The 18119-nt window shown below is 43.6% G+C and carries 15 protein-coding genes and 1 riboswitch; of the genes, 14 read left to right on the forward strand and 1 reads right to left on the reverse strand.

From position 1 onward, the window contains the following. Nucleotides 1-14 precede the first annotated feature (14 nt). From polX to CF394_RS12985, 11 genes are all read left to right on the forward strand, one after another. Nucleotides 15-1721 (forward strand): DNA polymerase/3'-5' exonuclease PolX, encoded by a 1707-nt coding sequence (gene polX / locus CF394_RS12935; RefSeq protein ID WP_094944157.1) that lies wholly within the window; start codon nucleotides 15-17, stop codon nucleotides 1719-1721. A 12-nt stretch (nucleotides 1722-1733) separates the two neighbouring features. Then, nucleotides 1734-4100: an endonuclease MutS2 gene (locus tag CF394_RS12940; RefSeq protein ID WP_094944159.1), complete on the forward strand. Its 2367-nt coding sequence runs from the start codon at nucleotides 1734-1736 to the stop codon at nucleotides 4098-4100. 67 nt (nucleotides 4101-4167) lie between these two features. Further along, nucleotides 4168-4584 carry a DUF350 domain-containing protein gene (locus CF394_RS12945; RefSeq protein WP_094944161.1) on the forward strand — a complete coding sequence of 139 codons (417 nt, stop codon included), beginning with the start codon at nucleotides 4168-4170 and terminating at the stop codon, nucleotides 4582-4584. Between the two features lie 250 nt (nucleotides 4585-4834). Then, nucleotides 4835-6529 carry a long-chain-fatty-acid--CoA ligase gene (locus CF394_RS12950; RefSeq protein ID WP_094944162.1) on the forward strand — a complete coding sequence of 565 codons (1695 nt, stop codon included), beginning with the start codon at nucleotides 4835-4837 and terminating at the stop codon, nucleotides 6527-6529. 74 nt (nucleotides 6530-6603) lie between these two features. Then, a complete protein-coding gene (gene fadR / locus CF394_RS12955) occupies nucleotides 6604-7188 on the forward strand; it encodes a fatty acid metabolism transcriptional regulator FadR (protein WP_094944164.1) in 585 nt (194 codons plus the stop codon). A gap of 13 nt (nucleotides 7189-7201) precedes the next feature. Continuing rightward, on the forward strand, nucleotides 7202-7975 hold the full coding sequence (locus tag CF394_RS12960) for an enoyl-CoA hydratase (protein ID WP_094944165.1): 774 nt from the start codon (nucleotides 7202-7204) through the stop codon (nucleotides 7973-7975). Nucleotides 7976-7995: 20 nt separating this feature from the next. Then, nucleotides 7996-8766, forward strand: a complete 771-nt coding sequence (locus CF394_RS12965) for an electron transfer flavoprotein subunit beta/FixA family protein (protein ID WP_094944167.1) — start codon at nucleotides 7996-7998, stop codon at nucleotides 8764-8766. A 34-nt stretch (nucleotides 8767-8800) separates the two neighbouring features. Continuing rightward, a complete protein-coding gene (locus CF394_RS12970; RefSeq protein WP_094944168.1) occupies nucleotides 8801-9772 on the forward strand; it encodes an electron transfer flavoprotein subunit alpha/FixB family protein in 972 nt (323 codons plus the stop codon). A 102-nt stretch (nucleotides 9773-9874) separates the two neighbouring features. Further along, nucleotides 9875-10189: a thioredoxin gene (trxA, locus tag CF394_RS12975; protein ID WP_094944170.1), complete on the forward strand. Its 315-nt coding sequence runs from the start codon at nucleotides 9875-9877 to the stop codon at nucleotides 10187-10189. A gap of 95 nt (nucleotides 10190-10284) precedes the next feature. Further along, the gene (gene uvrC, locus CF394_RS12980; RefSeq protein WP_094944171.1) at nucleotides 10285-12078 is read left to right on the forward strand and encodes an excinuclease ABC subunit UvrC; all 1794 of its coding nucleotides are present in this window, start codon (nucleotides 10285-10287) and stop codon (nucleotides 12076-12078) included. Between the two features lie 35 nt (nucleotides 12079-12113). Next, nucleotides 12114-12289, forward strand: a riboswitch (Lysine riboswitch). Between the two features lie 92 nt (nucleotides 12290-12381). Further along, entirely contained in the window at nucleotides 12382-13611 is a 1230-nt protein-coding gene (locus tag CF394_RS12985) for an aspartate kinase (RefSeq protein WP_094944173.1), read from the forward strand. 263 nt (nucleotides 13612-13874) lie between these two features. On the opposite strand, the gene CF394_RS12990 is transcribed toward CF394_RS12985, so the two are convergent. Further along, the gene (locus tag CF394_RS12990) at nucleotides 13875-14267 is read right to left on the reverse strand and encodes a YslB family protein (protein ID WP_165767561.1); all 393 of its coding nucleotides are present in this window, start codon (nucleotides 14265-14267) and stop codon (nucleotides 13875-13877) included. 284 nt (nucleotides 14268-14551) lie between these two features. Here CF394_RS12990 and CF394_RS12995 point away from each other — a divergent pair, with 284 nt between their 5' ends. The 3 genes from CF394_RS12995 to sdhB are packed head-to-tail and all read left to right on the forward strand — an operon-like array spanning nucleotide 14552 to nucleotide 17740. Further along, a complete protein-coding gene (locus tag CF394_RS12995; RefSeq protein ID WP_094944176.1) occupies nucleotides 14552-15166 on the forward strand; it encodes a succinate dehydrogenase cytochrome b558 subunit in 615 nt (204 codons plus the stop codon). Nucleotides 15167-15199: 33 nt separating this feature from the next. Next, nucleotides 15200-16957: a succinate dehydrogenase flavoprotein subunit gene (sdhA, locus tag CF394_RS13000; RefSeq protein ID WP_094944177.1), complete on the forward strand. Its 1758-nt coding sequence runs from the start codon at nucleotides 15200-15202 to the stop codon at nucleotides 16955-16957. A 3-nt stretch (nucleotides 16958-16960) separates the two neighbouring features. Beyond that, the gene (gene sdhB / locus CF394_RS13005; RefSeq protein ID WP_207761727.1) at nucleotides 16961-17740 is read left to right on the forward strand and encodes a succinate dehydrogenase iron-sulfur subunit; all 780 of its coding nucleotides are present in this window, start codon (nucleotides 16961-16963) and stop codon (nucleotides 17738-17740) included. The last annotated feature ends 379 nt before the right edge of the window (nucleotides 17741-18119 follow it).

The following is an 18119-nucleotide window of genomic DNA, read 5'->3' on the forward strand; positions in this document are numbered from 1 at the left end:
GGAGTGTACAATCGATGGATAAAAAAACAATCATTCGTACGTTAGAACGAATTGCATTACTTATGGAACTTCAAGGTGAAAATCCGTTCAAAGTCAGCGCATTCCGAAAAGCTGCGCAGACGCTTGAGTTAGACTCTCGAAGTTTGTCTGAAATGGACGACCCAACGAAGTTAAAAGGAATCGGAGCGGCAACAGGTGGAGTCATCACCGATCTAATTCAAGATGGCGAATCATCGCTACTTTTAGAACTTGAAAAACAAGTCCCTCAAGGACTTGTTGAAATGCTGCAAATTCCTGGCATGGGCGGTAAAAAAATTGCGAGGCTTCATGCAGAACTTGGTATTGAAACGCTTGAAGGACTGCGTGAAGCATGTGAGAAAAACGAGGTTCAGGCACTCGCTGGGTTTGGCAAAAAAACAGAAGAGAAGATTTTAAAAGAACTCGATCAACTTGCAAGCCGACCGGACCGCTATCCGATCTGGAAGTTAGAGCCGATCGTCGAACATATCGAATCGTTACTGCACAACCATCAAAATGTAAATAAAGCATCTGTAGCTGGTTCTTTCCGACGAACGAAAGAGACGAGCAAAGACTTAGATTTTGTAATTGCTACTGATCACGTAGAAGCAGTTAAAGAGATGCTTAAGGCTTCATTAGAAATTGAAGAAATGATTGCAGATGGCGATACAAAAATGTCTGTCTCACTTGCAAAACCAGAACGTGTCGATGTGGACTTCCGTTTCGTTGTGGAAAGTGAATTTGCTACTACATTACACCACTTCACAGGATCAAAAGACCATAATATTCGCATGAGACAACTGGCTAAAGAAAAAGACTGGAAGATCAGTGAGTACGGTGTCGAGAAAGAAGACGGAACGGTCACAACGTATGCGTCTGAAGCCGAATTCTTTGCGGATTTTGACCTGCCATTTATCCCACCCAGTGTACGGGAGACGGGTCAAGAACTGGATCGTCTTAACGAACTTAAGAATTTGGTTCAATTAGAAGACATCGTCTCAGACTTGCATATGCATACGACTTGGTCAGACGGTGCGCACTCTTTAGAGGAAATGATTGAAGGGTGTACTGCTAAGAACTACAAGTTGATGGTTATAACCGATCATTCTCGCTATCTACGAGTGGCAAATGGACTGACTCCAGAACGTCTACGCGAACAAAATCAAAAAATTAAAGAACTTCAAAAGAACTATCCGGACATCCATATCCTATCAGGTACGGAAATGGATATCTTGCCGGACGGAACACTTGATTTTGATGATGAGTTGTTAGCAGAACTCGATTTTGTCATAGCATCCATCCACTCAAGTTTCTCACAACCACAAGAGAAAATTATGGAGCGTCTGTTTGCAGCTGTATCGAATCCACATGTGGATATGATAGCGCATCCGACAGGTCGAATCGTCGGGGAGCGTGAAGGCTACGAGCCGGATGTGGAACAACTGCTGCAATGGGCAAAAGAATATGACAAGATTGTCGAGCTCAATGCCAATCCGTACCGCTTAGACCTTGCTGTGCCGTGGCTTGAAAGAGCGCAAGAATTTGGTGTGAAAGTCGCTATTAATACTGATGCGCACCATTTAGATCATCTCCGGTTCATGGATATCGGAGTTCGTCACGCCCAAAAAGCGTGGCTCACTAAAGAAACTATCGTAAACACTTGGGAGCCGAAGAAGTTTTTAGACTATCTCTCCCGAAAGTAAAGGAGGCGCACTATGATTGCAAAAAAGGCGCTGCATACACTGGAATACCCAAAAGTTATTGATCATGTAAAATCATTTGCCACGTCTTCAGTTGGAAAGACGATAATAGAAGAACTTGTGCCTTCAACAGATTTTGAACAGATCCAAACATGGACAGAAGAGACAGACGAAGCATTAGCGATTCTTCGTGTACGCGGGAATGTGCCTCTTGGTGGCTTGTTTGATGTCCGGCCTCATGCACGTCGTGCTCAAATCGGAGGCATCTTGAGTGCTATGGAACTAATGGAAATTGCATCTACCATTCGCTCGAGTAAGATTCTTCGTAAGTTTATAGAAGATGTCACGGATGCTGAAGATTTTTCTACTAAACATATGAAGAACTACACAGACGGGCTACCAATCCTTACAGAACTCGAGCATGAAATCAACGCCTGCATCGATGACAATGGGATGGTCCTCGATTCTGCAAGCCAGACGTTGCGATCAATTCGTCAGCAACTCCGAACAGCCGTCCAGCGTATCCGTGAAAAACTTGATAGTTACACAAGAGGTCAGAATGCGACGAAGATGTTGTCGGACGCTATTGTCACGATTCGCAATGACCGCTACGTGATTCCTGTAAAAGCGGAATATAGAAGTCATTATGGCGGAATTGTCCACGACCAATCGTCTTCGGGTCAGACTTTGTTCATCGAACCGAATGCAGTCGTGCAGCTCAATAACGATGCACGGGCTCTTCGAGTGAAAGAACAAGAAGAAATTGAACGCATCTTGAAAGAATTATCGATGCAAGTTGAAATCGTCGCATCGGACTTATTCCATCTAGTCAAAACGATGGCGACATTAGACGCAATATTCGCCAAAGCTAAATACGGTACTGCAGAAATGTGCACACGACCAACTATCAATCAAGAAGGCCGCATTCGCCTCGTGAAAGCGCGTCACCCACTCCTGAAAAAAGAAGAAGCAGTGGCCAATACCATCGAATTCGGAAATCCTGATACGGCCGTCGTCATAACGGGACCCAATACCGGGGGAAAGACCGTCACTTTAAAAACGGTGGGACTTTGCACATTAATGGCGCAGAGTGGAATCCCGATTCCAGCACTAGATGGCTCAGAGGTTGCGGTATTCAAATCGGTATTTGCCGATATCGGAGATGAGCAATCCATTGAGCAGAGCTTAAGTACGTTCTCGTCTCATATGGTTAACATCGTCGATATTCTGAAGAAATTCGATGAGTATTCATTAGTGCTGTTTGATGAACTAGGTGCCGGTACAGATCCGCAAGAAGGAGCAGCACTTGCTATTTCGATTTTAGATGAAGTTCATGGACGAGGCGCACGTGTCATGGCGACAACTCACTATCCGGAACTGAAAGCATATGGCTACAACCGTCCAGGCGTCATCAATGCGAGCGTTGAATTTGATGTAGAGACTCTAAGTCCGACTTACAAATTGTTGATGGGCGTTCCAGGCCGAAGCAATGCCTTTGAAATTTCAAAACGCCTTGGTTTGCCACAACATATCATCTCACACGCGGAAGGCTTTACAGGGACCGATCGTAGCGAAGTCGATACGATGATTGCATCATTAGAAGAAAGTCGTAAGAGAGCCGAACAAGATGCAGAAGATACCAAACGAGTACTTGAAGAATCCGAAGCACTAAAACAAGAGCTTGCGGAACGCTTGGCTGATTACGAAGCGAAGAAAGAGCAGCTTGCTGAAAAAGCGCGTGAAAAAGCGAAGAAGATTGTGGACGAAGCGCGTCGTGAGTCTGAAAGTGTGATTCAAGGACTTCGCCAGCTTCAGAAACAAGCAGCAGCTGGTGTGAAAGAACACGAAATAATCGATGCAAGAAAACGATTAGAAGGCGCGTTGCCGGAGAATCCCGTGCTGAAAAAAGAAAAACAAAAGAAACAAAGAGCTCAGAATCTCCAGGCAGGAGATGAAGTAAAGGTTTTGTCCTTTGGTCAAAAAGGGACATTGCTTGAGAAAGTCTCGAAAGATGAGTGGGCCGTTCAAATCGGCGTTCTGAAAATGAAATTACCAGAAAGTGATCTGGAATTTGTGAAACCAGATAAACCACAACCTACTGTGTCGGTGCATTCAGTGGGAGGTCGTTCAGGAGCAGGAGTCAAACTGGAACTTGACCTGCGTGGGGAGCGCTACGAAGATGCGCTCTTGCGAACTGAAAAATATTTGGATGATGCCGTACTAGCAAACTATCCACGAGTGAGTATCATTCACGGAAAAGGTACAGGTGCTCTTCGTCAAGGCATACAGACGATGCTGAAGAAAGACCGCCGTGTGAAGAGCTACCGTTTTGGAGAAGCAGGCGAAGGTGGCTACGGAGTGACCATCGTAGAGTTGAAATAAAAGTGAAACCTCTTTGCAAGTCAAACGTACAACAAGAATGTAGAAGCATAGGAAGAGGGGGAGCACGGTGTCACTTTTAGCATTTTGGTCTCATCCGCTCGTAGAATCAGCGGGATATTTCAGCGTAGTGATCTTATGTTTGATCATAGCCATGGTATTGTTTGAAGTCGTTACGAAGTATAAGAACTGGGCGGAAATCAAGAATGGGAATGTTGCCGTTGCATTAGCGACAGGTGGAAAAATCTTTGGTGTGGCCAATATTTTTCGGTTCTCGATTGAAAAACACTCTTCATTTTTAGAGATGATTGGCTGGGGAACATTTGGTTTTGCGCTACTCATTATTGCGTATTGGTTATTTGAATTCTTAACCCCTTCGTTCAATGTAGATAAAGAAATTGAACAGGATAACCGTTCTGTTGGTTTCATCTCGTTCATCTTATCCGTCGGTTTATCCTTCGTGATCGGTGCAAGTATTTCAAATTAGGAGTGCCCAATGGAAAAATTAGCGAAAGTGTTATTAGTTGTAGCCGTTCTATTTATAGCAGTCGGAGTGTATTATGTTTTTATAAGATAACCGAACAAGGATTGTGAAGAATGACGTTAAATCTTCCCAGTCCTTGTTATTTTTTTGATGGAAATCGTCTTATCATGTAGAAATAGATTGAATAGCCATTCATATTTTCATATACTAAAGTTAGGAATATTCACGCTATTCTAATCAAGGGGGTCTTACAATGGCAGAAAAAGTGTGGCAGAAGCATTACCCTGAACAAATTCCACATACTTTGACGTATGAGGAAATACCGATTCAAGAATTTCTGACTCGGTCTGCAAAGAACTACCCGGACAACGTTGCTATTCATTTCATGGGGAAAGAAATGAAATATGCTGAGCTTTATGAATCTGCACTGAAGTTTGCAAACTATTTGCAGACACTTGGGATTCAAAAAGGGGACCGTGTGGCAATTATGCTACCGAACTGTCCGCAGGGAGTCATTGCGTTTTACGGTATCTTGTATGCAGGGGGAATTGTTGTTCAGACAAACCCACTCTATACAGAACGAGAAGCACAGTATCAGTTAAAAGACGCGGGAGCTAAGGCAATCATTACATTGGATATTCTTTATCCGCGTATCTCTAAAATCATGAAAGAGACGGATTTAGAGAACTTGATCATCACCGGAATTAAAGATTATCTTCCATTCCCAAAAAACATGGTCTATCCTTTCATTCAAAAGAAACAATACGGCTTTTCTGTAAAAGTAGAGCACCGTGGCTCAAATCATTTATTCACAGAAGTCATGAAAGTGGCTAAAGCGGAGAAAGAAGATGTGGCCATCGATTTTGAAAATGATTTGGCGATGCTTCAATACACAGGTGGTACAACTGGATTCCCTAAGGGAGTTATGTTGACTCACAAAAATCTTGTCACCAACGTAACGATGTGTAAGACTTGGTTATATGAGTGTGAAGACGGAAAAGAACGTGTCCTTGGTATTCTTCCATTTTTCCACGTTTACGGAATGACTACAGTGCTAGTACTATCCATTATGCAAGCTAATACAATGATCTTACTTCCTAAATTTGATGTTGAAACCGCTCTCAAAACAATCGACAAACAGAAACCGACATTGTTCCCTGGAGCACCAACGATTTATATTGGGATCTTAAACTCGCCGAACCTCGGAAAATATGATTTGTCTTCTATCAATGCATGTATCAGTGGATCGGCTGCACTACCGGTAGAAGTTCAAGAGAAATTTGAACGAGTGACAGGCGGTCGTCTTGTAGAAGGTTACGGCTTAACTGAGACGTCACCGGTAACTCATGCGAACCTGGTCTACACAGATAAACGAGTCAAAGGATCGATTGGGATTCCTTGGCCAGACACAGATTCTGCGATTTTCCAAATGGATTCTACAGAGCCGCTCCCAGTTGGTGAAGTAGGAGAAATTGCTGTACGGGGACCACAAGTCATGAAGGGGTATTGGAACCGACCAGAAGAAACAGAAATGGTGATTCGTGATGGATGGTTCTTAACAGGTGATTTAGGGTATATGGATGAAGACGGTTACTTCTACATCGTCGATCGTAAGAAAGATATGATCATCGCAGGTGGATTCAATATTTATCCTCGTGAAATTGAAGAGATTCTATACGAGCACGAAGCGATTCAAGAATGTGTCGTAGCTGGTATCCCGGATCCTTACCGTGGTGAGACGGTAAAAGCGTACATTGTAGTTAAAGATGGACACAACGTGACGGAAGAAGAATTAAACGACTACTGCCGCACAAAGCTTGCAGCATTTAAAGTACCTCGTTTCTATGAGTTCCGTGAGGAGCTTCCAAAAACAGCGGTAGGAAAGATCTTACGACGTACGTTGATTGAGGAAGAAAAAGAAAAGCTCAAGCAATCACAAACAAGTTGACAGAATAAAAATTAAATACTACTATAAAAATATGAATGAATAGTCATTCATATTTTTATTTTGGGGTTGAGACGATGAAAAAAGAAAAACCTAAATACCGACAAATCATTGATGCGGCCATAATTGTGATTGCCGAGAACGGGTATCATCAATCCCAAGTCTCCAAGATTGCAAAGCAAGCCGGAGTAGCCGACGGCACAATCTATCTGTATTTCAAAAACAAAGAAGATATTCTGATTTCTGTTTTTGATGAGAAGATGGAGATGTTTGCAGATCGCTTAAATGAAATTATTGAAAAGCCGATCACGGCATCTGAAAAACTTTATAAAATGGTTGAAAATCATTTCACGGTTCTTTCAGCAGATCGCCACTTGGCAACTGTCACGCAGCTAGAGCTTCGTCAGTCCAACCTGGCACTGCGTTTACGCATCAACGCAGTTTTGAAAAATTATCTCGTGTTACTCGATACCATTTTAAAAGACGGCATTGCTAATGGAGAATTTGATAAAGATATGGATATTCGCTTAGCGAGACAGATGGTTTTTGGTACAATTGACGAGACGACTACGACTTGGGTGATGAATGAATACAAATATGATTTGGTAGCGCTCTCACCAAAAGTTCATCAGTTGTTGTTTAACGCAATCAAAGCTGAATAGGGGATGTGAACAAATGGAATTTCTTTCATGGGGAACAAAGGATCATGTGGCGACTGTCACATTGAACCGTCCACCAGCCAATGCGCTGTCACGCCAGCTGATCTTAGATATCAATTCATTCTTAGATCAAGTAGAGCAAGACGATTCTGTACGCGTTATTGTTTTCAAAGGAGAAGGTCGTTTCTTCTCTGCTGGGGCAGATATTAAAGAATTTACATCAATCACAAGCGGCGAAGAGTTTTCTAAGCTTGCTAAAAATGGACAAGACATTTTTGAACGCGTTGAAACTTTCTCGAAACCAATCATTGCAGCCATTCATGGGGCGGCGTTAGGAGGAGGTCTAGAATTTGCTATGAGTTGTCATATTCGTGTGGTAACAGAATCAGCAAAACTTGGCCTTCCTGAATTGCAACTTGGTCTCATTCCAGGCTTTGCAGGTACACAGCGTCTGCCACGTTATGTGGGAGTCGCGAAAGCTGCTGAAATGTTGCTGACAAGCGATCCGATTTCAGGATCAGAGGCTGCACGTCTTGGATTAGCAAATCATGCTGTTGCTGAAGAAGAATTGGAAACTACTGTTCAGCAAATGGCAGCTAAGATCGCTAAAAAGAGTCCAGTAGCTATGAAATACGCGTTAGAAGCACTGCAATATACTAAAGATGACTCTTATTACAAAGGCGTAGACGCTGAAGCGCATTCTTTTGGAACCGTTTTCGTGTCAGAAGATGCCAAAGAAGGAATTTCTGCCTTCTTAGAAAAACGTCAACCAAATTTTAAAGGAAACTAATTTATTTTGGAGGGAACCCAATGAATATTTATGTTTTAGTTAAACGTACATTCGACACGGAAGAAAAAATCGTCGTATCTGGCGGGCACATTCAAGAAGATGGCGCTGAGTTCATCATCAACCCATACGATGAGTATGCAATTGAAGAAGCGATTCAAGTTCGCGACGCTCACGGCGGAGAAGTAACAGTCATCACTATGGGTGACGTAGAAGCTGAAAAGCAATTACGTACAGCGTTAGCTATGGGTGCTGACAAAGCGGTTCTGATCAACACAGAAGACGTAGAAGATTTAGACCAGTTCAGTGCAGCTCATATTTTAGCTGAATACTTAAAAGATAAAGAAGCAGACTTGATCCTAGCTGGTAACGTCGCAATCGACGGCGGTTCAGGTCAAGTAGGACCACGTGTTGCTGAGTTACTAGGCATCAACTACGTAACGACTATCACAAACCTTGAAATCAATGGAGATACAGTAGCTATCAAACGTGACGTAGAAGGAGACACAGAAGAATTAGAAACAACACTTCCACTTCTAGTTACAGCGCAACAAGGATTGAACGAACCACGCTACCCATCTTTACCAGGAATCATGAAGGCAAAGAAAAAGCCTCTTGAAGAGTTAGAATTAGACGATCTGGATATCGATGAAGATGATGTCGAAGCAAAAACAGAAACGGTTGAAATCTACCTTCCTCCGAAAAAAGAAGCAGGAAAAGTTCTACAAGGTGATCTTCAGGATCAAGTAAAAGAACTAGTCGGCTTACTTCGCACGGAAGCAAAAGTAATCTAAATCGAACGGAACAACATCGAAGGAGGAACTTAGCATGTCGAAAGTACTTGTATTAGCAGAATCTCGTGAAGGTTCATTACGTAACGTATCATTTGAAGCGATTGCAGCTGGAAAGAAAATTTCTGGTGGTGGCGAAGTAGTTGCTGTGTTATTAGGTGACGCAGCTGGCGAACAAGCAGCTGAGCTTGGCGCATACGGCGCAGATCGCGTTGTAACAGTAGAACACCCACATTTGAAACAATATACTTCAGACGGGTACGGCCAAGCATTGATGGCAGTTATCGAGCAAGAAAATCCTGAAGCAATCGTGTTCGGACACACAGCACTAGGAAAAGACTTGTCTCCTAAGATCGCTGCTAAACTTCAAGTAGGTTTAGTGTCTGACGTGACGGACATCGAAGGAGAAGGCGACGATGCCATCTTCATTCGTCCGATCTACTCGGGTAAAGCATTTGAAAAAGTGAAATTGAAAGACGACGTGAAATTCATCACAGTTCGTCCGAACAATATCGCACCACTTGCTAAAGAAGAAGGGAAATCTGCAGATGTTTCTTCACTTTCTGTAGACATCACTAACCTTCGCACAATCATTAAGGAAGTCGTTCGTAAATCAACAGACGGCGTTGACCTATCCGAAGCTAAAGTAGTAGTAGCTGGTGGTCGTGGCGTGAAGAGTGCAGACGGTTTTGCTCCATTAAAAGAGCTAGCTGACCTTCTTGGTGGCGCTGTTGGTGCATCACGTGGTGCATGTGACGCGGATTATGTAGATTACTCTTTACAGATCGGTCAAACAGGTAAAGTCGTTACTCCAGATCTTTACATCGCTGCAGGTATCTCAGGAGCTATCCAGCATTTAGCGGGTATGTCGAACTCTAAAGTTATCGTTGCGATCAACAAAGATCCAGAAGCTAACATCTTCAAAGTAGCAGACTACGGAATCGTAGGCGATTTATTCGAAGTCATCCCTATGTTGACTGAAGAATTCCGCGCAGTTTTATCGAAGTAATTCTCACTCTCGGCTCCTCTAAAGGAGTCGAGTTTTATTATTAGGTGGTTCGGGTATCATTTGATATAATCGCATATAGATACACAAGAAGGAGGAATTATCGTGGCAGTAACTCACACAACAGACGCAACATTTGCACAAGATATCGGAGAAGGTTTAGTATTAGTAGACTTTTGGGCACCTTGGTGTGGACCATGTAAAATGATCGCTCCAGTGCTAGAAGAACTAGACGGCGAACTTTCTGACAAAGTGAAAATCACAAAATTAGATGTGGATGAGAACCAAGCAACGGCTAGCCAGTTCGGTGTTATGTCTATCCCAACTTTGATTCTTTTCAAAGACGGTCAACCGGTTGATAAAGTAATCGGCTACCAGCCAAAAGAAAACTTAGCTAACTTAGTGAACAAACACGCATAATTCTAAAAACACCGGAGTCCTCACTGGATTCCGGTTTTTTCTCAAGGTAATCCGAACATTCGTGCGGATTTTGCGTGCGAAAGGAAGGTGAAACGATGAACGAGTTGGTTCGACAAAAAAGTGAAATCCTACCTGAACAGCCCGGCTGTTATTTGATGAAAGACGGCAACGGAACTATCATCTATGTAGGTAAAGCAAAGGTTTTAAAAAATCGAGTCCGGTCGTACTTTACTGGTACACATAATGGAAAGACGCAGCGTCTCGTCCAGGACATCGAAGACTTCGAATATATCGTCACGTCATCGGATCTCGAAGCCTTGATTCTCGAGCTTCATCTGATTAAAAAACATGACCCGAAATACAATGTCATGCTGAAAGATGACAAGACGTATCCATATATCAAGATTACAGGGGATGCGTATCCCAGAATCATCACAACAAGAACGGTCCGTAAAGATAACGGAAAATACTTTGGTCCGTATCCAAACGTCTATGCAGCGAACGAGACGCGGAAACTCCTCGACCGGATCTATCCGTTCCGAAAATGTGTCAAGATGCCTGACCGGCTTTGTCTCTATTACCATATCGGTCAGTGTTTAGGGCCTTGTGTCAAAGACATTCCACGTTCTGAATTCCAGTATATGATCGACGAAGTATCAAAGTTTTTAAATGGTGGTCATATCGCTGTTCGGACTGAGCTTGAAAAGAAAATGATGGCGGCTGCTGAAGCGATGGAATACGAGCGTGCCAAAGAATACAGAGATCAGATTGCGCACATCGATACCGTCATGGAAAAACAAAAGATGCAGATGAATGACTTTACCAATCGTGATGTCTTTGGTTATGCAGTCGATAAAGGTTGGATGTGTGTTCAAGTGTTCTTTATCCGACAAGGAAAACTCATTGAACGAGACGCTTCCCTATTTCCTATATACGGAGAACCGGAAGAAGAATTCCTGACTTTTATCGGCCGCTTCTATGAACAGAGCCAACACATCAAGCCGAAAGAGGTCATGGTTCCAGGCACTGTAGATGCCGAACTTATCCAACAGCTACTTGATCTTAAAGTCTTCGTTCCTCAAAAAGGGAAGAAAAAAGAGCTCATCAATTTAGCGATCAATAATGCAGAAGTCGCTTTGAAAGAGAAATTTCATCTAGTAGAGCGACAAGATGAGCGGACAATTGGAGCAGTCGAGCAGTTAGGTGCTCATATGGGTATTCCAGCCCCAAGACGAATCGAAGCATTCGATAACTCGCACATTTACGGAGCCGATCCTGTATCTGCTATGGTCGTCTTTGAAGACGGCAAACCTCTTAAGAAAGAGTATCGCAAATATAAAACGAAAACCGCTGCTAAGCACGATGATTATGGTGCAATGCGAGAAGTTATTCGTCGCCGTTATACTCGTGTGTTGCGGGAACGATTGCCACTTCCAGATTTGATCTTGATTGATGGAGGAAAAGGGCAGATGTCCTCAGCACGTGAAGTGCTAGAAGATGAACTTGGGCTCGACATTCCGATTGCAGGTCTTGCGAAAGATTTGAAACACCAAACTGCAGAACTTCTCTACGGAGAGCCACCACTACCAGTAGCTATGAAACGGACATCACAAGAATTCTATTTACTCCAACGGATTCAAGACGAAGTCCATAGATTCGCGATCACGTTCCATAGACAACAGCGTCAAAAGAACAGCATTCAATCCGTTTTAGATACGATCCCAGGGGTCGGACCGAAGCGCAGGCAACAACTCATGAAACACTTTGGTTCAGTTAAAAATATGCGAGCAGGATCGCTTGATGACTTTGTAGCAGCCGGTCTACCTGAGGCATTAGCGTTAGAGTTCCAAAAAAAACTGACAGAAGATGCCTTGCCTTCATCAGAATAGTGTGCTAAAGTAATCCTAATTTCATATTCACTTTACGTGAAGATAGAGGTGCGAACGTCAACAGTACGGTTTCGGAGGATGACAGATCCTGTGAAGAACTCGGAAAGGGGCAATCGCCGAAATGAAGGTCTGCTGATCCAGTCCTTCGTTGGTCTTGTGTTGAACAAACCCAAGATTGTCAGAATACACATTCTGGAGGGCTATCTTACATGGACATCACTAGTTGACCGTGTTAGACAAAATGCTTTCCATTCGTGGAAAGCATTTTTTTGTCCCTTCTCAATAGTCGGAGGAGAGAAGAAAATGGCAATTGTTGTAATGAAATTCGGAGGAACATCAGTAGGATCGGTAGAACGCATTCGAAATGCTGCCAGTCGTGTAATTCAAGAAGTAGAAAATGGGCATCAAGTGGTCGTAGTTGTATCCGCAATGGGAAAAACGACAGATCATTTAGTGGAACTAGCAGAAGAAGTTTCTTCATCTCCTTCAAAACGAGAAATGGACATGCTGTTGTCGACTGGAGAGCAAGTGTCCATGTCGTTACTTGCAATGGCATTAGAAACTAGAGGCTACCCAGCAGTATCGATGACGGGCTGGCAAGCAGAACTACAAACAGAGAAAGTGCACCGAAATGCACGAATCGTCTCTATAAAAGGTGATAAGATCCGTGCGAAACTCGATGCAGGGAACATCGTCGTCGCTGCAGGTTTCCAAGGAATTACAGAAGACGGTGAGATTACGACACTTGGTCGCGGTGGCTCAGATACCACAGCAGTAGCAATCGCCGCAGCAATCGGAGCGATGCGATGTGATATCTATACGGATGTGGATGGTGTCTACACATCAGATCCGCGCTATGTAGAAGGTGCGCGTAAACTGCAATCGATTGAATATGATGAAATGTTAGAGCTTGCTAACTTAGGGGCAGGGGTGTTGCATCCACGTGCTGTAGAATATGCGAAGAACTATAAAATCCCGTTGACAGTTCGCTCGAGCCTGTCGCAGGAAGAAGGAACTGTGATTGAGGAGGAACCAACTATGGAATCGAATTTAATTGTACGCGGTGTCGCGTTTGAATCGGATGTCGTAAGACTAACAATCAGCTACGAAAAACCGTTCAACGGCTCACTGGCTAAAATCTTTACCACTTTAGCTGCACACAATATCGATGTCGACATTATCGTCCAGTCGATTGTAGACGGAACGACGCCGACTGTTTCATTTACAATCAAAAAAGAAGCGCTATCCGAAGCGATTCAAGTATTAGAAGAACGCAAACAGGATTTAGGCTTCCAGGTTGCAGACTTTGAAGTGGGCCTTGCTAAAGTGTCCATCGTAGGTTCAGGAATGGTGTCGAATCCTGGTGTGGCAGCGCAGATGTTTGATCGACTCCGTCAAGAAGACGTTCCTGTCAAAATGGTCAGTACATCAGAGATCAAAGTATCCGTAGTTGTTCCGCAACAAACGATGATTGCTACAGCTAACGCTCTTCACGACGAATTCCGACTTTCGGAGCTAGAAATCGAAGTATAAGTAAAGTAAAAAAACAAGCAGTTTCTCATGCGAAAATGAGAGACTGCTTTTTGTATGGGAACAATAGTTGAGCTGAGAGTGCTCGGAAAAGAAACGCTTATCTGTGGGAGCGGCTGGTTTTCGAAGCATTTCTGAGCGAACGCCTTCCACATCTAGGTTATACAAAATAGTTACAAAAGTGTGAACAAATCAAACAAAAAATTCACACTTTTGAGCAGATAAATGGGAGCGTTTCCACCGGAGGAGTAAACTTAAGACAGTTGCTATTCTGATTTCGCTGTAAAAACCACTAGCTTGGATGTCACGTCTTCTGCACATTCTGTCATTCGACCATGGAGCATCTCAAATTGTTCTGCTAGAAAGCCGGCTTCTAATTTAAAACAGCGGTCGGAACGAGTGTCTGAACGATGTGCACCTTGCAGGTGGAGAATTATTTCGCGTTTCGCTTCCTTATGTATATGGAGGTCACCCCAACCAGCTTGTTCAAAAAAGGCTTGCAGTTCGTCTACGGACTGACAGGGGAATTTACGTGCCAAATCTTTACCGGCCCAATACAGAACCTCTTGTTCATGCTTACCTAATAAGGAAGCAACTAAATGATCACGAATTAACTCGTAACCAAACTGTGGAATCACTTTCTCTTGTGTCTTTTCCATAATGACCACTCGCTTTCCAAAATCAACGATATCAGTATAGCATGTAGGTTTCATTTTTGTGCATGTGAAAAAAGACACAATCACGATAGAACCCTTGAGAAATCTAGTGTTTGAGAAGTATTCTCATTCCTGAAGTGCCTTGACCTACCTATTTTAGGGGAGTACAATAGTTATGTTAAACTACAAGGCCGTTACGAACGTCGATATTTCGTGCGTCGTAACAATTATTGGGTGGTCACTTCGCCGTGATCAATCAATCGCAAAATTTGAGGGGGGTAACCACTTTGGCGAAAAACAACGAATTTCTTTGGCGTCGACTGCATTCCTTACTAGGAATCATCCCAGTGGGATTGTTCTTAACGCAGCATTTGATCGTCAACTACTTTGCAACTGGAGGAGAAGATTCCTTCAACGCTGCAGCACACTTTATGGAGAGCTTGCCATTCCGTTATGCACTTGAAATCTTTGTTATTTTCTTACCATTAATGTTCCACGCATTTTACGGAATTTACATTGCTTTCACTGCTAAAAACAACACACAACGCTTTAGCACATTCCGTAACTGGATGTTCGTAGCACAGCGTATCACAGGAATTTTCCTAGTAATCTTCATCGCTTGGCACGTCTATGAGACTCGCTGGCAGGTTGCTATTGGAGCAGATAAAGCTGACTTCGACATGATGGCAGATATCTTAGGAAATCCTTGGATGTTCGGTTTCTATGTAGCTGGTGTACTTGCTGCAACGTTCCACTTAGCAAACGGTATCTGGTCATTCCTAGTTAGCTGGGGGATTACACAATCCGCTGCTTCACAACGTGTGGCTACATACGTAACGCTTGGTATTTTCGTAGCATTGTCAGTAGTGGGCATCCGTGCATTACTTGCATTCGTAGTATAAGCCACTACTAAAAATTCGAGGAGTGAGAAAAGCATGGCAAAAAGTAAACTGATCGTTGTCGGTGGAGGCCTTGCAGGTCTTATGGCAACAATGAAAGCTGCCGAAAACGGTACGCCTGTTGATCTATTCTCATTAGTTCCAGTAAAGCGCTCTCATTCAGTGTGTGCGCAGGGCGGAATTAATGGTGCAGTAAATACAAAAGGTGAAGGAGACTCAACGTACAAACACTTTGACGATACAGTGTATGGCGGTGACTTCTTAGCGAACCAAGGTCCTGTAAAAGCTATGGCTGATGCAGCGCCTGGTATCATTCACTTATTTGACCGTATGGGTGTTATGTTCAACCGTACTCCAGAAGGTCTTCTTGATTTCCGCCGTTTTGGTGGAACACTGTATCACCGTACAGCATTCGCTGGTGCTACAACTGGACAACAGTTGCTTTATGCACTGGATGAGCAAGTTCGCCGCTACGAAGTAGACGGTCTTGTAACGAAGTACGAAGGTTGGGAATTCCTGGGCATAATCAAAGATGACGAAGGCGTCTGCCGCGGTATTAAAGCACAGAACTTGAACACTGCAGAAATCCAAGCGTTCCGTTCAGATGCTGTAATTATGGCAACAGGTGGTCCTGGTATCATCTTCGGTAAAACAACAAACTCTATCATCAACACAGGATCTGCTGCATCTATCGTTTACCAACAAGGTGCAAAATATGCAAACGGAGAATTCATTCAAATTCACCCAACTGCAATCCCTGGTGATGACAAACTACGTTTGATGTCAGAGTCAGCTCGTGGTGAAGGTGGCCGTGTTTGGACTTACAAAGACGGAAAACCTTGGTACTTCTTAGAAGAGAAATATCCAGATTACGGGAACCTAGTTCCTCGTGACATCGCTACACGTGAAATCTTCGACGTGTGCGTGAACCAGAAACTTGGAATCAATGGAGAAAACATGGTTTACCTTGACCTTTCTCACAAAGATCCACACGAACTTGACGTAAAACTTGGTGGTATCATCGAAATCTACGAAAAGTTCACTGGTGATGATCCACGTAAAGTTCCAATGAAAATCTTCCCTGCAGTTCACTACTCTATGGGCGGACTTTGGGTAGATGACGACCAGATGACAAACATCCCTGGATTGTTTGCAGCTGGTGAATGTGATTACTCTCAGCACGGTGCCAACCGTCTAGGAGCAAACTCACTTCTTTCTGCAGTATTCGGAGGAAGCGTAGCTGGACCAAATGCAGTGAAATACATGAAGGGTCTGAAGAAGTCTGCTGCAGATCTTCCAGATGACATCTTCACTCGTGAAGTTCAAAAAGAACAAGAAGAGTGGAACAAAGTATTGAACATGCAAGGTACAGAAAACGCCTACTTGATCCATAAAGAGCTTGGAGAGTGGATGACAGACAACGTAACCGTTGTACGCTACAACGACAAGCTTGAACAAACAGATAAAAAGATTCTTGAATTGATGGACCGTTGGGAGCGCATCAACATGGACGATACACAACAGTGGTCGAACCAAGGTGCTTCATTCACTCGTCAGTTAAAGAACATGTTATACCTAGCTCGCGTTATCACAATCGGAGCGCTTAAGCGTAACGAGAGTCGTGGTGCTCACTACAAACCAGAATTCCCTGAGCGTAATGACGAGGAATTCATGAAAACTACAATCGCAGAGTTCGATGCAGCTACTGGCGCACCGATTATCTCGTACGAGGAAATTGACGTATCGTTGATTCCACCACGTAAACGCGATTATTCTTCTAAAGGAGGGAACTAATCCATGGTGACAGCAACAGAAGCAAAAAAAATTACTGTTGAGATCCAGCGTCAAGACACTCCTGACTCGGAACCCTACTGGGAAGCCTTTGAGGTTAATTACCGTCCAAACATGAACGTAATTTCTGCTCTTATGGAAATTCGTCAAAACCCAGTAAACAAAGATGGAAAAGCTACGAAGCCTGTAACTTGGGACATGAACTGTCTTGAAGAAGTTTGTGGAGCTTGTTCTATGGTCATCAATGGTCGTCCGATGCAGTCCTGTTCGGCACTTGTTGACAAGTTAGAGCAACCGATCAAACTAGCTCCGATGCGTACATTCCCTGTAGTACGTGACCTACAAGTAGACCGTACTCGTATGTTTGATTCATTGAAACGCGTAAAAGCATGGATTCCAATTGATGGATCATACGATTTAGGTGAAGGTCCACGTATGCCTGAGCGCAAGCGTCAGTGGGCTTACGAGCTTTCAAAATGTATGACTTGTGGTGTTTGTCTAGAAGCGTGTCCAAACGTGAATGACAAATCAAACTTCATGGGTCCTGCTCCGCTTTCACAAGTTCGCCTATTCAACGCTCACCCAACAGGTGCGATGAATAAAGATGAGCGCTTAAACGCGATCATGGGCGAGGGGGGTATCGCAAACTGCGGTAACTCTCAAAACTGTGTAGTGGCATGTCCGAAAGGAATTCCATTAACAACTTCTATCGCGGCTCTTAACCGTGATACTACTGTTCAAATGTTCCGTAACTTCTTCGGTTCAGATTACATGGTTGATAATTAAGATGTGGAGAACGCCGCTCTAGAAATTTCATCAAAACTAGGCGCACCAATTGAGGCGCACTTTGCCTCGGTTGGGGTGAATGGTTTTGATGTGGATTTCTGGCGTTCGCAACTCGATTTCATCACGAAGTCACAATGTGAGCCTCGCTACTAATTGGTAGCGAGGCTTTTTTGTGCTAAGTTTAGCTAGTTTCACCTGAGAAGCCCTTTTCCTGGGGGAGAACCTCGAAGCCTCTTTAATAAGCCAAATAAATCTTTGAGAGGTATGCTGAGAGAGCTTGAATCGAGCCTGACTTGGCGCTGTTTCCAGAAGGGCCGCGCCGAATCTTCCCAATCGCTTCACGGGTGAAGCGACACGGGTGATATCCGGCATCGACCTG

The sequence above is a fragment of the Tetzosporium hominis genome (assembly GCF_002265435.1).
In the GTDB taxonomy this organism is placed as follows: Bacteria; Bacillota; Bacilli; order Bacillales_A; family Planococcaceae; genus Chryseomicrobium; species Chryseomicrobium hominis.

What these genes read in the sequence shown, in the direction of transcription:
- CF394_RS12990 (WP_165767561.1), bottom strand. Translation starts at nt 14,267, where the DNA reads ATGGAAAAGACACAAGAGAAAGTGATTCCACAGTTTGGTTACGAGTTA.
- CF394_RS12940 (WP_094944159.1), top strand. Translation starts at nt 1,734, where the DNA reads ATGATTGCAAAAAAGGCGCTGCATACACTGGAATACCCAAAAGTTATT.
- sdhA (WP_094944177.1), top strand. Translation starts at nt 15,200, where the DNA reads ATGGCAAAAAGTAAACTGATCGTTGTCGGTGGAGGCCTTGCAGGTCTT.
- fadR (WP_094944164.1), top strand. Translation starts at nt 6,604, where the DNA reads ATGAAAAAAGAAAAACCTAAATACCGACAAATCATTGATGCGGCCATA.
- uvrC (WP_094944171.1), top strand. Translation starts at nt 10,285, where the DNA reads ATGAACGAGTTGGTTCGACAAAAAAGTGAAATCCTACCTGAACAGCCC.
- sdhB (WP_207761727.1), top strand. Translation starts at nt 16,961, where the DNA reads ATGGTGACAGCAACAGAAGCAAAAAAAATTACTGTTGAGATCCAGCGT.
- CF394_RS12950 (WP_094944162.1), top strand. Translation starts at nt 4,835, where the DNA reads ATGGCAGAAAAAGTGTGGCAGAAGCATTACCCTGAACAAATTCCACAT.
- CF394_RS12970 (WP_094944168.1), top strand. Translation starts at nt 8,801, where the DNA reads ATGTCGAAAGTACTTGTATTAGCAGAATCTCGTGAAGGTTCATTACGT.
- CF394_RS12985 (WP_094944173.1), top strand. Translation starts at nt 12,382, where the DNA reads ATGGCAATTGTTGTAATGAAATTCGGAGGAACATCAGTAGGATCGGTA.
- CF394_RS12960 (WP_094944165.1), top strand. Translation starts at nt 7,202, where the DNA reads ATGGAATTTCTTTCATGGGGAACAAAGGATCATGTGGCGACTGTCACA.
- CF394_RS12965 (WP_094944167.1), top strand. Translation starts at nt 7,996, where the DNA reads ATGAATATTTATGTTTTAGTTAAACGTACATTCGACACGGAAGAAAAA.
- polX (WP_094944157.1), top strand. Translation starts at nt 15, where the DNA reads ATGGATAAAAAAACAATCATTCGTACGTTAGAACGAATTGCATTACTT.